Source organism: Pseudoalteromonas luteoviolacea CPMOR-1 (genome assembly GCF_001625685.1).
Classification (GTDB): Bacteria; Pseudomonadota; Gammaproteobacteria; order Enterobacterales; family Alteromonadaceae; genus Pseudoalteromonas; species Pseudoalteromonas luteoviolacea_K.
In genome coordinates this window covers 63,751-80,497 of the sequence record NZ_AUYC01000020.1, presented here as the reverse complement: position 1 = coordinate 80,497, position 16,747 = coordinate 63,751, and the positions used below count along the sequence as shown (strand labels likewise).

The following is a 16,747-nucleotide window of genomic DNA, read 5'->3' as shown; positions in this document are numbered from 1 at the left end:
GCTTATCGCTTTTTAATAAAGGGCTCTAAATAAAGAGCCCTTATTGTTTATAGTCGTTATTTAATATGATGCTTCGATCTTTACTTAACACCAACTCTAAATCACACCTATCAGGCAGCGTTTTAATCCCCCACTCAGTCAACCTTTGAAATGGCTGAATAAACGCTTCTATCTGCTGCTCGCTCATCCCTTTACCGCAGCGTTCGATTAATTTGTGCTCTTGTTCTAAACGCCATCGCAAAACATGCTCAAAACTTTGCCCATTCAAAAAAACCAACCTATCAAATAGCCGAAACAACCGTTGATAATCCGTCTTTAGAAAAGAATTTACTTGTGAGCGATACAGTCGCTCCGGATCACCTTGAGCCTCAAACGCATTACAGCTTTCAGTTAGCTGTGCTGCTGTTTGATGCGGTAAGCCCAAACACCAACCTTCCACGACTAACACATCGAGTTTAGTGTTGACTGACGTCCACTTTTCCTCAGGATGAGGATCATCCATCGCTTTATCAAATCGAGGTAAAACAAAAGGCTTGCCCTGCTTAAAGCGGTTAACAGCAGTAATTGCTTGTTCAATATCATGTGTACCTGGTGCCCCTCGCGTCACAAACGGAGGTGCGTACTGTTTAGATAAAGCCAGCCGCTTCGCTTTGGAAAAGTAGAAGTCATCGATTGATACTGACTCAGCCATTTTCCCTTGGCTTTTTAGATAGGCAACAAAGTAGGCAGAAAGCGTTGACTTACCACTACCTTGGCAGCCGCTTACGGCAATACACAGGGGATTAGACTGATCTAAAACCTCTTTTTTAAACCACGACAGGGCGTGGTCAAATTGAGATATATAAGTAATTGGCAGCTTATGCTCATTGCAAAACTGTTGCTGCCAAGGTGTAACGTCTTCCATTTACATCACTTCAAATTTATAACCTACCCCATAAATAGAATGGATAAACTCACTCTCCGGCGCAATATCTTGAAGTTTTTTCCTGATTTTTTTTATATGGCTATCAATAGTTCGGTCACTCACGACGCGGTCGTCATCATAAATCGAGTCCATTAGCCTTGCTCTATTATAAACACGGCCTGGATGCTTAAACATGGTTTGTAACAGCATAAACTCAACGTGCGTCAGATCAGTGCGTTGACCGTTATAATTCACAAACAATGTCTCTTCATCAAGTATTAAGCCCGTTTGTATCGGCAAGCTATTATTAGTCCGTCTTAATATCGCTTTTACTCTTGCAACCACTTCTTTTGGGCTATACGGCTTACACACATAATCATCCGCGCCAACTTCCAAACCCAGTAAGCGGTCAATTTCTTCAACTTTTGCAGTAGTCATGATGATTGGCACAGCGGAGTCTTTACGTACTTGTGTACAAATTTCAATGCCATCGACGGATGGCAGCATCAAATCTAGGAGAATAATGTCTGGCGCAAATGTCCGTACTTTGCTGAGCGCATCGGCACCATCCATTACAATCTCAAACTCATAGCCTGCTTGTTCTATGTACTTACCTAAAATTATGGCAAGCTTCTCTTCATCTTCAATGATAAGAACTTTCTGCTTAATCATTTTTATACCTTAGTCGTTTTACTTTTTAGCGCGCTAGGTTTCAATCAGTATGATACATAGTGCCATGAACCTAATTCGACGTTAACTTATTTTATTACGGGCAATGTCACATCTACACTTACACCGCCTAACTCGCTTGCAGTTGCTGTTATCGTTCCGCTGTGCGCTTGCACTATGCTGGCACAAATTGCGAGGCCAAGGCCGGAGCCTCCTGATGCACGATCCCGTGCTTTATCAACTCGATAAAGCCTATCAAACAACTTGGGCAATAAATCAGGGTCTACACTAGGGCTACTATCTTGCCAGCGGATAAGCACTTGATCTTTGTGCAAGGTAATAAGCACTTTTATCTTACCCGGTATTGTTTCGCTGGAATCTGTGTAACGTAATGTATTTTGCATAAAGTTGCCAAATAGCTGCAACAACCTAGCCTCGTCACAGTACAACATGGTTTCAGGTTGGCCTTCAATACTCCATTCAAAGTGCTTACTTTTCAGTGTAGCTAAATGTGAGTCAAATGTATGACCAATGATCTCAGTGATGTCACATTCTTGCATATGGTAACTAAGCGAGCCTCTATCTGACATAGATAGCTGGTGCAAATCGTCAACTAATTTTGTTAAACGATTAATCTCATCATAAAGCGAATGTAATTGGGCCTCATCAGACTCGATAATGCCATCAATCATACCTTCAAGCTCGGCTTTAAACACAGCGATCGGTGTTCTTAATTCATGAGAAATGTCGGCTATCCATTGCTGACGAGATTGCAGGTTATCAGCCAGCGTGATTGCCAATGTATTCAGATCCTTTGCGAGTAACCCTAGTTCATCTTTGCTGAATGATTTAAATGGCGGCTCGTAATTACCCGCAGCTATTTTTTTCGCCGCGGCTCTGAGAGACAAGACTGGCGCAACTAAGAAGCGACTGAAAGGGATTGCCAATAAGCTACTTACCAACATTGCTATGACAGCAATCCCTAAAAACCAGTGTTGCTGTCTACTTGCAAACAATGAGTCTAGCGAGTTACTAATTTCAAGCCCATTTTCGAGACCGATAAATCCAAGAAGCGGCCCCGTGTTATCTTCATTTTTATACACATCGATCCAAAGCGTGGTGTTTTTACTATCCTTTCTGCCTTTTAGTAATTCACCACTAGCAGACTTAAACACCAACCGAGACTGCGCACCACGCATATGCCTTGGTGGACGCTCTTCTCTTCCTATTCTTCGCTCAGGTAACTTCGCATCTGCATTTGGTTTACCACTTTCTGAACGATGATGCCTTGGCGGACCACGCCGAGGTGGACGTTTTACCATTTCATCTATTTCGGCCTGTGAGCGCCCGTGATATTCACCCACCAATCTTGTCCAATGCGGGCTTTTTCTGGTCATCCAATCTTCACCATATCTATCAAAGTTCTCTCTGATAGTTGGCAATAAGGCAGTCAATTTAGCTCGGCTACTATTTTGCAAATATTCTTTGAAACTTTTTTCAAAAGCGAGCTGATTTGCGTAGTAAACCGCAGATATAAGTACAGCATTAACCAACAACAAAATTGCAAGCAGCTTTCTTCTCAGGGTTAACTTCATTGAAACTCCATAAAAGTCAAAGATGCGGCCATCACTATCGCCAAAACCAATGCCAGCCTATACCTACAAAGGCCAACACCAGTATATATAAAAGATGTGTTTCTAATTTACTACAAATAGTATCGGATAAGATTGTGCAAAAACCGTGGAAGTTAGAGATACGAAGGCAATTCGTTGCCTTCGTATTGACTGTAATAGACTAGTTAAATTGGACGATTTCTAGACCTACAACATATCTATCAGTCGCATTTTCATCGCTACTGCATCGAACGACTTTGGCACTGGCATTAAAGGGCGGGATAGTCGTACTTTTGCTATTGATGAACACATTTACCAGCTCACCAACTTCTAGCGGGTGGTCAATCTCTACCGACAAGCCTGTCGCACTGAGATCCTGACAAGTACCAAGAAATTTTTCTCCAGATTGGCTGACAGTTACTTCAGCCTGCGCATTGACCATCATGCGCATAAAGCGACGTTTATCTTCATGGATCATAGTGAGCTCCTAGACCATATTTTTTATTTTTTCCAAAAGCGATTGCATGGCAAATGGTTTAACAACATATTCATCACAACCCGCTTCATACCCTGCTTGTTTTTCTTGCTCAGATTCCAAACCTGAGACCATCATTACCGGAATATCTTTGGTTTCGGGTGTATTTTTCAACATGCGGCAGGTGTCATACCCGTCTAAACCAGGCATGCATACATCCAACAAAATAACGTCTGGTGGATCAGCTATTGCATTTGACAAGCAACTGATCCCAGATTCCGCATAACTGAATTTAAACGCATCTGACAAAGCCATCGACAACATCTCGTAGTTAAAGTACTCATCATCAACAACTAACACATGCGGTGTTCTACTCCGTCTTTGCTGCGTGGACATAGTCAATGTCGCTTCCTTATCACAATCCAAAAATTTATATCCTCTTATTAAGGTAATTGGCTCAAAGCAAAATGCAAGTCAATTCCTATAAATCCAATTCATTTAGTGCATTCGTCACGCGCTTAGATGAAATTGGATAAGGTGTACCTAAGGTTTGAGCGAATAATGACACTCTTAGTTCCTGAATCATCCAAAAAATATGTGCTAGATCTTCAGGTACTGGCATGCCTTTTGGCACTTTATTGCACTTTTTCGCGTACAGCTCACCAACCTTTTCTAACTCTAGTACGCATAGACGATCTCGGTTAGGGTCAACAGGTAATTTTTCTAAACGTTTTTCAATTGCTTTTAAATAGCGCAATAAATCAGAAATCTTATCAGCACCATGCGCACTGACAAACCCTCTAAATATAAGCGATTCAAGCTGAGATTTAATATCACCATGCGCAGTTATCATGGTCAAATCAACACGCCCTTTCATGCGCTTATTTACACTGTGTGCAATGCTCAACACTTGCTCAACTTGCGAAGCAATTTCCACAACTCTATCGCCAAGTTCACCACGGATAAACTCTTTTGCACGCTCAAACTCAGCTTCATCTCTGATGGTATCGAATTGTTTAAGTAAGCTATCTACACCAGCCGCAGTACAATCCGAGATCAAATCATGAATTTTACCAAATGGATTAAAATACAACCCCAACTTCGCTTTGTTTGGCAAATGTTGCTGCAAGTATTTAACAGGAGAAGGAATATTGAGCAACACCAATCTTCGCAAGCCTAAACGGTGGGCCTGTGCTGCCTTCTCAGGGTGATCAAACAAGGTGATTGACGCACTGTCTTTTTTATCAACCAGAGCTGGAAAAGCCTTAATTTCATAACCGCCTTGCGTTTTAGTGTACTCTTGGGGTAACTCTCCAAAGACCCACTCAGTAAGGTCTTCTTGCTCAATACCTTTTTCAGCCACTTTAGATAGAGTTTGGGATACTTTACCCTGAAGCTTTTCTTTAAGTGCATCTAAATCAAAACCATGGGCAATCACTTTACCAGCGTCATCTACGACTTCAAACTGCATCTTCAAATGGTTTTCAAGCGAGCCGACATCCCAATCAGTTTCGCTCACCTTAACACCGGTCATACGTAACAATCGAGTCGCCAACGACTCAAGTAAAGGCCCTTGTAATGGCTCAATGGATGCCAACACCGCATCGGCATAATTAGGCGCCGGCACAAAATTTCTGCGCAGCGTCTTAGGCAAGCTCTTAATGAGTGCACAGATCAGCTCATGTCTCAGCGCAGGTATATGCCAATCGAACCCTTCATTGTGAACTTGGTTCAAAAGGGCCAAAGGAATATTCACGGTTACACCGTCAACTGCTTTTCCAGGTTCAAAATGATAATTAAGGGGTAGCGTCAGGTTGCCTTGCTGCCAAATGTCCGGATAATCGAAAGCGGTGACTTTGTCAGCATCATGTTGCATTAATGACTCTCTACTCATATGCAACAAACGTTTATCACTTTGCTTTTTAAACCAGTGATTAAATGTAGCTCGGTTATTTACATCACTGGGAATGCGCTGGTCATAGAATTCAAACATTGCTTGTTCATCCACCAAAATATCTCGGCGTCTGGCTTTATTTTCTAATGACTGGATCTCGTCAACAAGTGACTGGTTGTATTCTAAGAACGACGCTTTTTGACCTAGCTGTTGGCCAATTAATGCTTCTTTGATGAATAGCTCTCGACTAATAACAGGGTCAATTTGGCTGTAAACAGTGCGCTTTTTCGAAACGATGGTCAAACCATAAAGCGTTTGTTGTTCAAACGCGATAACGGCACCCTGCTTTTTCTCCCAGTGTGGCTCATTGTAACTGCGCTTCACCAAATGCTGCGCCAAAGGTGCAACCCACGCCAAATCGATTTTTGCGTTAATACGTGCATAAAGCTTACTTGTTTCAACAAGCTCTGCCGACATCAACCATTTGGGGCTTTTCTTAAATAAGGCAGAACCAGGGAAGATATGAAACAAACTGTTTCTTGCCCCTTTATAGTGCTGTTTTTCGTCTTTCATACCAATATGGCTGAGCATACCACTGAGCAAAGATTGGTGGATGGCATCAAAACTAGCTTCATTGCCGGAACCTTTGAAGTCCATTTCGTCGCACACAGTTTTTAACTGGTAAACAATGTCTTGCCATTCACGGATCCGCATGTAGGCCAAAAAGTCTTTTTGACATTGCTTTCTGAATTGGCTGCGCGACAGCGCTTCTTGCTGCTCTTCTAAATACTGCCACAAATTCAAAAAAGCCATAAAATCTGAGTTAGGATCATCGAAACGGCCATGTTTTTCATCTGCTGCACCGCGCTTTTCTTGAGGTCGTTCTCGTGGGTCTTGGATTGAAAGTGCGGCAGCAATCACAATCACCTCGTTTAAAGCCCCTTGTTGCACTGATGCCATCACCATTTTTGCCAAGCGCGGATCAATAGGCAAACGGCTCAACTTTCTACCGTCTTGAGTCAATTTGGCGTTTTCTCTACGAGATGCAGGCTTAACAGCACCTAGTTCCTCAAGCAATGCCATACCATCTTTGATATTGCGACTATCAGGCGCTTGGACAAATGGAAACTTTGCAATATCACCAAGACCAAGCGCAAGCATCTGTAAAATTACAGATGCGAGATTAGTACGCAGGATCTCTGGATCAGTAAACTCTGGTCGAGCTAAAAAGTCCTCTTCAGAATACAGACGAATACAAATACCTGCTGCGACACGACCACATCGGCCCATCCTTTGGTTAGCGCTCGCTTGAGAAACCGCTTCTATCGGTAAACGCTGCACTTTTGTACGGTAGCTATATCGGCTTATGCGTGCGGTACCTGGGTCAATAACGTATCGAATTCCTGGCACAGTCAGAGATGTTTCGGCAACGTTAGTTGCCAGTACTATTCGGCGGTGACTATGCGGCGCAAATATCCGATTTTGCTCCGCGTTAGATAAACGTGCAAACAACGGTAAAATCTCAACGCCTTTCAAGTTACGTTTCGACAACGCATCAGCTGTATCGCGGATTTCTCGCTCGCCATTCATAAAAATGAGAATATCGCCAGGACCTGCATCACAGAGTTCATCTACTGCGTCAAATATGCCTTGTAACTGATCGTTCTCAGCTTCACTTTCCTCACCAGAGACGTCGATCACAGGACGGTAACGCACCTCAACTGGAAAAGTTCTTCCTGATACTTCTATTATTGGCGCATCGTTAAAGTGTTTAGAGAAACGTTCAGGGTCAATGGTGGCTGATGTGATGATCACTTTAAGGTCTGGACGCTTTGGAAGTAAGTTTTTCAAGTAGCCCAGAATGAAGTCGATATTAAGGCTTCTCTCGTGAGCTTCATCAATTATGATGGTATCGTATTGATTTAAGAACCTATCTTGTTGAATTTCTGCTAGTAAAATACCATCAGTCATCAACTTAACATAACTTCTGTCTGAAACTTGATCACTGAAACGAATTTTAAAACCAACTTCTTCACCAAGCTGACAGCCGACTTCTTCTGCAATACGATTGGCGACACTTCTCGCTGCAAGTCGACGAGGCTGAGTATGGCCAATGTAACCGTCAATACCACGACCAAGCTCAAGACAAATCTTTGGTAACTGAGTCGTCTTACCTGAACCCGTTTCACCGGCCACAATAACCACTTGATTCTCAGCAATCGCTTTTTTGATGTCTTCTTTTTTCTGACTTACAGGTAAAGATTCAGGGTAGGTAACCTGAGGTAAACCTTCTTGACGCTGGGTCTTCAACTGTTGGCTTCGAGCAATGGATTCACCGATCTGAGCAAGCACTTTCTGTTGCTTTTTCTCATCGGCTATTTTTTTAACACCTTGCAGACGTTTTTTAAATAAAAACTGGTCCTTCTTTAAACAAAAAGGAATATCTGAATACAACGACTTTAAGTCCACTACACGACACCTTGAAAATTCCAAAATCGTCGCGTAGTTTACCAAAACCTGAGTAATCTACCCAAGTAAAAACAAGTTTTTAAACAAATCTGTTCCCAGATTCGTACGTATCGTGTAAATGTTTATCAAATGCGAGTAAAACATGGGCACGAGTTATGACACCCACTAATCTTCCATCTTCATCACATACAGGATAAAGCTTGGGTTTGTCGTTAGACATTCTATCGGCAACCTGCAAAATACTGTCTTCTGGACTCACACATACTGGTTGAGTGTTCATAACATCTGACACTATGCTATGGGACTCGTTTTGATAAGTTGCCTCTAGCATTTTTTTGATACAGTCTTGCTCTGATAAAAACCCAATGACCTTATGGTTGTCATCTAACACAGGTCCACCGGATTGACCGCTTTGTAAAAGCTTCTCAACCGCCATTTCGATCCGCATATTTGAATTAAACGTTACTGGTCTGTGATTAAAATAATCTGCTACTTTAACTGATTGCATTGTTTATTCCCCCAAATAAAATGCCAGCTACCAATATAATAGTAGCTGGCACTGAAAAATTTGCCTAAGAATCAACAATTGAACAAGGTTATTTAAAAATACCTACATAGGTTGCAGAGCGGTTAGATTTACTCGCTCGGTACATCCCCTTAGTATTAAACGGCATACTGATGTTGCCCTCTTTATCTACAATGATCACCCCGCCTGTACCCCCATCTCTAAACATGGGACCAAAAATAACATCTTGCCCTGCTTGCGCTATTGTTTTGTCTTGATAGGCAACCCGAGCACAAATGTCTGCCGCTACGTTATATCGAATAAAATACTCCCCATGCCCTGTCGCTGACACTGCACAGGAGTTATTATCGGCAAACGTGCCTGCACCAATGATAGGCGAATCTCCTACTCGTCCAAAACGCTTTGCTGTCATGCCGCCTGTAGAGGTTCCTGCAGCCAAATTCCCATTCTTATCGAGTGCTACAGCGCCAACCGTCCCCATTTTGTATTGCTCTGGAAGTGCTTGATGCAGGGCTTGGTAATCTTTTGTACCGCTTTCCTTTTGTTTTAGTTTTTCTTTTGCTCGTAATAGAGCTTCATGGCGGTGCGATGTATTAAAATAAGAGGCTGGCACGACTTCAAGCCCTTGCTGCTTAGCGAACGTTTCTGCACCTTTGCCACTGAGCATGACATGTACTGAATTATCCATTACCTCTCTTGCTAAATTTATTGGGTTTTTAATATGCATAACACCAGATACTGCGCCAGCTTGACGATTTTTACCATCCATAATGGACGCATCAAGTTCATGATGGCCGTCATAAGTATATACAGCCCCCTTGCCTGCATTGAAAAATGGAGAGTCCTCTAAAATATTAATAGCAATGGTGATTGCATCTAGACTATCTCCCCCCTTATCTAATACCTTATACCCTGCTTCAACAGCCTCTTTGAGCTTTAAACGATAGGCTTTTTCTTGCTCTGGTGTAAAACGACTTTTTTCGATCGTACCTGCCCCACCATGTATCGCGATTGCAAAATTTTGCGTTTCCTGTGCAGACAGTTGAAGGGCTGTGGTCATTGCGACTATCGCCGAGACCGTTTTTAACATGCGCATCCTGAGTTCCTTATAATTATTCGTGCTTCTTTCAAGTGACAAAGCAAGATAAACACAAGAACACATATCTGCAACATTATGCGTCAAAAGTTATTAGGGATGAATAAAACAGAAAAATCCAAAACAAAAAAAGCACCCTGAGGTGCTTTTTTCTTAGAAGCTAAAAATCAATTAAGCTTCTTGCGATTGTGCTTTTAAACGCGCTAGACGAGCAACTTGGTGAGTTGAAGTCAAGAAAGCAAAGATAGGCGCTAAATAGCCACGCTTACGAAGGTCTAAGAAATCTTCGTCACTTAGCTCGTTTAACTTACGCTCATCTACAAGGTAGATGCCGTTAATGTCTTTTTTCTCACCAGCGATTTCAACTGTCAGTGTCTGTTGAACTAAAAGCTCTTTATCAGCTAGGTACTTTGTGAACACTTCAGTCACGCGAGCAAACTCAACATAGTTCACTAACGCTTCTTTACGCGCTTGTAGGTACTCAGTTTCTTTACCATCAGCAAATAACGCATTACCAGTTTCTTCACTTACTAACGGGCTCGCTTCGTCGATTACAATACCAAACTGATCTTCTTCAGGGTGCTTAACCAGACCAAATGGGTAACGAGCAGCTGCTAAAGGAGCAAAACCTGACTGCCATACGCCGTCTTTTACGTAAAGGTTTTCGCCTGGCTCAAGACCGAAAAGTGCAACAGCTTGGAACTGACCTGATTCAGTGTTTTTAACAAACGCCATTGGAAACTCTGTTGCTACACGAGCAAACTCATGTGCAACAACTGGGATTAGGTGCTGTGATTTAAGAAAGTCAACATTGATGCCGTTTTGTACTTTAAGGTTAGCATGCTTCTCGTTGTGTAAAGGCTGCACTTGTTGCTCCGCCATAATACTACTCCATTCAAATTCGTAATTATTACTTTTAGTGGCCCTAAGGCTAAAGGTTTTAGGACCAAAAGAAAAGCCCTTATAGCGGTAATTTTTACATTTAAGTCGCTAACGTTAAGGCTTTTACTAATTTGTTTCTTTCTCAGTCATAATTTATAAAACTATCAAGTCAGATTAAACTAAACAAACCGTCTTTAATTTGATAAATTAAGTCAATTAATTAATAGACATCTTCCTCTGTTTGAGCACCAGCAGTTAGCTTTCCATGCCCAACCATTTGACTTAATTGAAAGGATACAAAGTGGAACAAGACATTAAGAATTTATCCCCTACCGACAGTAAAGTACCTATTTATTGTATGAGTACAGGAGAAGAAAGCTTAAAATGGAAAAAACTCGCGTCAAATTATAAACCAGACTGGGTGCAACCTATTAATAGTTACCCTGGTGTTTGGGCACGCGTTCCGGACAGTTATTATGACTTTATCCGCAAGGTTATGGCCCAAATGGCGCCTTTTTTCGCTGTGGATGTTAACGATATTAAAAGGGTCAGCGCAAACTATGCTGTGGTGACAAAATCTCAAGCCGAGCTTGGACCGTACCAAACAATTCCGCACTTCGATAATTTAAACCCCAATCAAATTGCATTAGTACACTATTTATGTGACAGCCAATTCGGCGGTACTGGATTTTATAAACACTGTGAAACAGGATTTGAAGAGATAACGGTCGAAAATCACGAGCATTATAGAAACATTTTAGATAGTGAACTGGAACAACAATCACCGGCTAAGCCAGAATATATTAGGTCTAACCACCCATTGTTTCACAGGACACAATATTTAGAAGCACAATTTGGCGACATTGTCGCTTTTCCAAGTAATATTTTACATTCAGCCTGTATTGCAGGTGAGCCTCCTGCTACTGAAATGCTGACAGAAGGCCGACTCACAATCACAAGCTTTATTGTATTTGGTAAGCAAAGTGCGCCAGTTTAACTTAGCTTGCTCACTTTTTCTAAATACTCTCGATGAGAAAGTAAGTTGCTTTTACAATACTTAACTCCCTTTTCGATTTCAACGCGCAGTTTATTTATCTCCTCAATGTTTTGGCTCTCAGTGTACCGACCATTGAGCTCTGTGCCAAAATTCATGCCATATAAAACATACAAATAATTACTCACCCTAAAAGAGTCAACTGTATGCCTAAAGTCAAACTGTGAAGGGAGCTTACGCTGCCACATTTGTAACTTTTCTGCGAGTTCAGTTGAGATGGAAAGCGGATCTCTGTTGTCAATCCAAAACTGTGAGTCATCACGCTTTGAAAGAAAATAATGTAGCTTGATAAAATCAGAAGTAGATTCCCACATCTGACGAATATCTTCGTTGAAACGTCTAGCGCGCAAGGGAATATCTTCCTTGAAATCTGGCAATGCCTCTGAAAACATTCTCGCGGTTACGTCAAACATCAACAACCCTGTAGCCTCCAACGGCTCAACAAACCCTTGAGACAACCCCATAGCGACACAGTTTTTAATCCATGCTTCTTTTTGATAACCAACTTTCATGGATATTTTACGAGGTTCAATTTGCGCAGCTGTTTGGCCAAGATAGTTAGCTAAAGTGTCAACGGCCTGCTCTTCAGACTGATAATTACTCGAAAACACATAACCCACACCTTTTCTTTGAGTTAGTCCAATATCCCAAATCCACCCATTTTTTTGCGCTGTTGAGATGGTAAAAGGTGGGATAGGCGTATTTTCATCTCGATATGGAACTTGTATTGCCAATGCAGTATCGGTAAGAAGGACATCACTTTTATCAATAAATTTAGCCCCCATACTTTTTTCAATAAGCATGGCTTTAAAGCCAGTACAATCAACAAATATATCACCGCTGATTACTCCAGCCGAATCTGTATCCAAGTGGGTAATTTCGCCATTATCATTGAGATGGATATGTTGTACATTTGCTTTTATGTTACTAATGCCCAATTCAGCAGTACCATGCTCAGATAACATCTGAGTAAATTTTCCAGCGTCTAAGTGATATGCGTAATTAAATAATCCCGCAAATTCACCATCTCGGTTAAGCTTTGGCGCCAGTCCAAGCTCACAGACATGTGACTGAACAGAGACTAGATCAGCGTAGTGCGTTTTATTTATCTCATCGTTAGATAGCCAATAAGGTGTCGGATTAAAAGGCCTAATATTTGGAAAATCAAACAGGTGATGATAATAAGTAGAACGATCTTTTTGTGGGGGGACTTCCCAGTCTACAAACTTAATGCTTTGTTTAAATGTAACGTCACATCGCTTTATAAACTCTATTTCGCTAATTCCAAAGTATTTTAGCGTATCTCTCATAACTGGTACTGTGCCCTCACCAACCCCAATAGTTGGAATGTCGGGAGAATCAACTAATGTCACCGAGATGTCTTGATTTACTAATGGTTCCAACTGCTTAGCTAGGTGACATGCTGCCAACCAACCTGCCGTACCACCACCAACAACAACCACTTTTTTTATCTCACCGTTCATATATCACCGTCGAATTACCACTCACGATCAAGTGTTAATAAATTAGTATTAATACCGCTAAGCTCAGCTACCAAGTTGTCCGTACTTGGGTATAGCCTACTTACAATACATAATCATTGTCAAAAGTCGATAAACTTATAATCGGAGATTTTATATAGAACAAATACGAAGTTAGCTTTTGATATTGATAGCGTACTTAGCTTTTTATTGAATTACACTTAAAAAAAAGCCTCAGTCAAGCTGAGGCTATTTAATATATTTCACTAAATATTAGAAGCGGAAATCAATCGCTGCTGAGTATCTAGCATCACCTTGGTAAGACCAAGCTGCAAAACCATCACGTAGTTCAGTCTTAGAACCAGCTGGAGAAACTGCAGGTCCGTATTGAACACTGTCTTCTTCAGTTAAGTTAACTGCTGCAAAACGTAAAGTGATATTCTCGTTTACGTTGTAGCTAGCTGTCAAATCAAGTGTACCAAAGTCATCGTGCATACGGTTACCGTAGAAACCAGTTTCACGAATCATGTACTTTGAACGCCAGTTATAAGCAAGACGAACACTTAGGTCATCATTTTCATAATAACCAACAGCGTTGATTGTATTTTCTGAGCTATCAGAGAACACACCTACAGCATCAACGAAGTTTGAAGCATCTACAGAACCGTCAGCATATGTGTAGTTGAAGATTGTACCGAAACCACCACCTAGCTCATGTTGAACTTGGAATTCGATACCAGTGATATCACCACCTTCACCATCAATTCGGCTGTCAACCTGCCAGCTATCTTGACCTGTTACTGGGTCAACAATACCTACTGACTGGTTTAATAATGTTGAGCTCGTAGTGAAGTTACTAACATCTTTATAGAAAAGAGTAACCGCAATCATATTCGAATCACCGTAGTAGTACTCATAACCTAAATCGGCCTGAGTTGCTTTGTACGGATTAAGAGCAGGGTTACCACGAGTTAACGTTTCGTTTCCACGCTGAGTATCACCGTAACCACTGATAGCAGTCGCTGCAAACATGTCATCATAGTTAGGGCGTGAAATAACTTGTGCGATTGAGAAACGAGCAATGCTATCTTCACTTACGTCGTACGCTAAGTTGAAGCTAGGTAGAATTTCGCTGTAGTCGCCTTCAGTCTCAATAATGTTCGTGCTTAGACCATTGTTTTGCGCGATGTTTGGTGAAACAAACGCTGGGTCAGGAGCAAAGAAGCTAGATGATGCATCTGTTGCGATGTAACGAACACCAAAGTTACCGCGGAAGTTTTCACCTTGGTAATTAGCCATTAGGTAAATAGCGATATTTTCTTCTTCAACAGTTGAGAAACCTGAACGGTCTTGATACCAAGTATCAAACGTTGCTTCTGCATTTGAACGCATTGCTGCAATGTTAGGTAAAGGAATAGCAATAGCATCCGTACCTGCCGCATCTACTGCGCCCCAGTATTCAGTTGGGTTGATTGTATTGTGTGCTTTGTGTGTAGGACGGTAAGAGTTTTTCTCTACTTCATGGTCAGTCCAACGGAATCCACCTTTAACACTTGTGATGTATTCATGATCTAGCTCATAAGTAACATCAACTTGGAAATATGTCTCTTCGTCTTTATTTGGTGCCTGTTGAGAAGCCCAGTTTTGAAGTCCACGGCCATCCCAGCTTGGGTCAAATTCAGAGATGTTCCAGCCACCTTTAGGTAGAGTAACAGTTGACGCTTTACCTGAGTTGTCAATAATCATGCCGTTAAGGTCAGCTGCTGTGCCAAGATAAGCCGCATGGTTGATAGTAAGATCAGTACCACCTTCAGCTTCTGTCATACCAGCACGTGCTTCAACTTTAAAACCATCGCCTTCGAAGTTGTATGCAACGTCAAACACATCAGATTTCATTGAAGCAAAACGAGCAAAAGTTTGCAGGAAAGTTCTATTTGGCGCAGGGTTATCAGCAGAGTTTGAACGCGTTAGACATACATCTGTTGCTTCGATTTTTGCTGTACAGTTACCTGTATTTGAGAATAAAAATAAGCTGTTGTTGTTGTTATCAGCTTCTAATTCTAAACTCATGTAGTGGAAAACAAGTTCTGAATTGTCATTAAGTGCTAGTTGAGCAGTTAAATCAATAGATGTTCTTTCACGTTGCTGCTCAAAGTAGTTTACAGATTCAGCGCCATCCCAACCATAAGAAGCTTCGTTACCACGACGAACATAAGTTGTATCTTCGTAACCGATTGCACCTAAAATACCGAATGTCTCATCAGCATTTTTCCAGCTGTAAAGACCAGAGAAACCAGGATCCGTCTCTTCTGATTCAGTAGAATATTCACCTTCGATTGAGAAATAAGTTGAGTTTGCATCTAAATCAAGAGGCTTACGAGTGATAACGTTAACTGTACCACCTACACCACCTTCAACTAAATCTGCTTGAGATGATTTATATACTTCAATAGCGCCGATCATTTGTGGCGGAAGAAGTGAGTAGTTGAAACTACGGTCAATTGCTTGTTGGTCGTACCAACCAGTTGATGCAACAGCTTGACCATTAAGTGTAGTTAGAGTTAGTTGGTTTGAAGCACCACGGATTGATACTTGCTGACCTTGACCAAACTGACGGTTTACAGCAACACCAGGAATACGACCTAATGCTTCACCTACATCGCTGTCAGGAAATTTACCAATGTCTTCCGCTGATACAGCATCTACAACACTATTTGCGAAACGTTTTGTATTGATTGACTGCTTTAACGAGCGTCGAATACCACGTACTTCAATTACTTCTACGTCTTCTTTGACTTTAGTACCACTATCAGCAACTGCCACACCAGATACACCTGCGGTTAACGCAAGACCAATGTTTGCAGCTAGTAAACTTTTCTTAAAATTATTAGCTAACACAGGATTCCCCTTGAATCATTTTGTTGGTTTTTAAATCACTTCTGCCCAGTGATGATGACAACGCTGTCATCTAATAACAAACCATACACCCAAAATTACATAATCGCTACATGTTTTTTAAACAAAAACTTTAGAATTTTTCACTTAAATTTTTAAGTCTTTGATAAATATAGAGTTATATAAGCTTTGGTTATACTTTGTTACAAACGCGTTCTAATATAGCATATTAGATGCATAAATCTGTAGTTAATACGGTGAATGATACAACTTTTTTGTATCCAAATAAGATACTGCATGAATTTAATGCAATAATGGAAGAGTTCATCAAAATAATAGCCTGGGCAGAAGCTGTTCAAGGTGATAACAATTCTCAATGACAACGCTGTCATTTTAGATGATTTTATAGTGTATGTCCAGTAAAAGCGAAAATACCTCACCCTTGCAGCACAAAAAACAACTGGTCATGGATCAGGTTGAAAATTAAGAAATTAATTTCTACAACCTAAAATTTGATTACATTATCTGCAATAAAAAAAGATTTCAGAGAGAAAATTATTTTTTATTCGATATAACAAATACGAATAAAGTGTGTATTTAATGGGCTTCCACGTTTTAACACATCGAGCTATCAAATAAGCAGCTCACTAATAACGACTACTTTTTGAAATTTCCCGAACTTAGTTAAAAAATTTGATTGTGCAAGTTCTTTAACTCATCAGTCTGAATACAGACTCGACACAATAAATAATGTAAACGTGTTTTTGCTAACACTAATATTTTTCATGC

Annotated in this window: 12 protein-coding genes; 1 reads left to right on the top strand and 11 read right to left on the bottom strand. The window is 41.0% G+C overall.

The features are described 5' to 3' along the window. Positions 1 to 40 precede the first annotated feature (40 nt). From N473_RS07500 to N473_RS07460, 9 genes are all read right to left on the bottom strand, one after another. Positions 41 to 904 (bottom strand): hypothetical protein, encoded by an 864-nt coding sequence (locus tag N473_RS07500; RefSeq protein ID WP_081221011.1) that lies wholly within the window; start codon positions 902 to 904, stop codon positions 41 to 43. Continuing rightward, a complete protein-coding gene (locus tag N473_RS07495; RefSeq protein WP_063367375.1) occupies positions 905 to 1,576 on the bottom strand; it encodes a response regulator in 672 nt (223 codons plus the stop codon). Between the two features lie 86 nt (positions 1,577 to 1,662). Then, positions 1,663 to 3,168: an ATP-binding protein gene (locus tag N473_RS07490; RefSeq protein ID WP_063367374.1), complete on the bottom strand. Its 1,506-nt coding sequence runs from the start codon at positions 3,166 to 3,168 to the stop codon at positions 1,663 to 1,665. A 199-nt stretch (positions 3,169 to 3,367) separates the two neighbouring features. Continuing rightward, the gene (locus N473_RS07485) at positions 3,368 to 3,664 is read right to left on the bottom strand and encodes a PilZ domain-containing protein (RefSeq protein WP_063367373.1); all 297 of its coding nucleotides are present in this window, start codon (positions 3,662 to 3,664) and stop codon (positions 3,368 to 3,370) included. Positions 3,665 to 3,673: 9 nt separating this feature from the next. Beyond that, on the bottom strand, positions 3,674 to 4,057 hold the full coding sequence (locus tag N473_RS07480; RefSeq protein ID WP_036977231.1) for a response regulator: 384 nt from the start codon (positions 4,055 to 4,057) through the stop codon (positions 3,674 to 3,676). An 85-nt stretch (positions 4,058 to 4,142) separates the two neighbouring features. Then, complete coding sequence (gene hrpA, locus N473_RS07475) at positions 4,143 to 8,024, bottom strand: ATP-dependent RNA helicase HrpA (RefSeq protein ID WP_063367372.1); 3,882 nt, start codon at positions 8,022 to 8,024, stop codon at positions 4,143 to 4,145. Between the two features lie 79 nt (positions 8,025 to 8,103). Next, entirely contained in the window at positions 8,104 to 8,532 is a 429-nt protein-coding gene (locus tag N473_RS07470) for a CBS domain-containing protein (protein WP_039609095.1), read from the bottom strand. Between the two features lie 88 nt (positions 8,533 to 8,620). Beyond that, positions 8,621 to 9,610, bottom strand: coding sequence for an isoaspartyl peptidase/L-asparaginase family protein (locus tag N473_RS07465; RefSeq protein ID WP_231099540.1), 990 nt, complete (start codon positions 9,608 to 9,610; stop codon positions 8,621 to 8,623). 207 nt (positions 9,611 to 9,817) lie between these two features. Continuing rightward, on the bottom strand, positions 9,818 to 10,528 hold the full coding sequence (locus N473_RS07460; RefSeq protein ID WP_039609097.1) for a SapC family protein: 711 nt from the start codon (positions 10,526 to 10,528) through the stop codon (positions 9,818 to 9,820). Between the two features lie 301 nt (positions 10,529 to 10,829). On the opposite strand from N473_RS07460, the gene N473_RS07455 reads away from it, so the two are divergent. Beyond that, positions 10,830 to 11,525: a DUF6445 family protein gene (locus tag N473_RS07455; RefSeq protein ID WP_063367370.1), complete on the top strand. Its 696-nt coding sequence runs from the start codon at positions 10,830 to 10,832 to the stop codon at positions 11,523 to 11,525. Here the strand turns inward: N473_RS07455 and N473_RS07450 are convergent. Both N473_RS07450 and N473_RS07445 read right to left on the bottom strand, forming a co-directional pair. Further along, positions 11,522 to 13,066 carry a tryptophan halogenase family protein gene (locus N473_RS07450; RefSeq protein ID WP_063367369.1) on the bottom strand — a complete coding sequence of 515 codons (1,545 nt, stop codon included), beginning with the start codon at positions 13,064 to 13,066 and terminating at the stop codon, positions 11,522 to 11,524. The two genes, N473_RS07455 and N473_RS07450, sit on opposite strands and share 4 nt — an antisense overlap. A 270-nt stretch (positions 13,067 to 13,336) precedes the next feature. Next, positions 13,337 to 15,961, bottom strand: a complete 2,625-nt coding sequence (locus N473_RS07445) for a TonB-dependent receptor (RefSeq protein WP_063367368.1) — start codon at positions 15,959 to 15,961, stop codon at positions 13,337 to 13,339. Positions 15,962 to 16,747 lie beyond the last annotated feature (786 nt).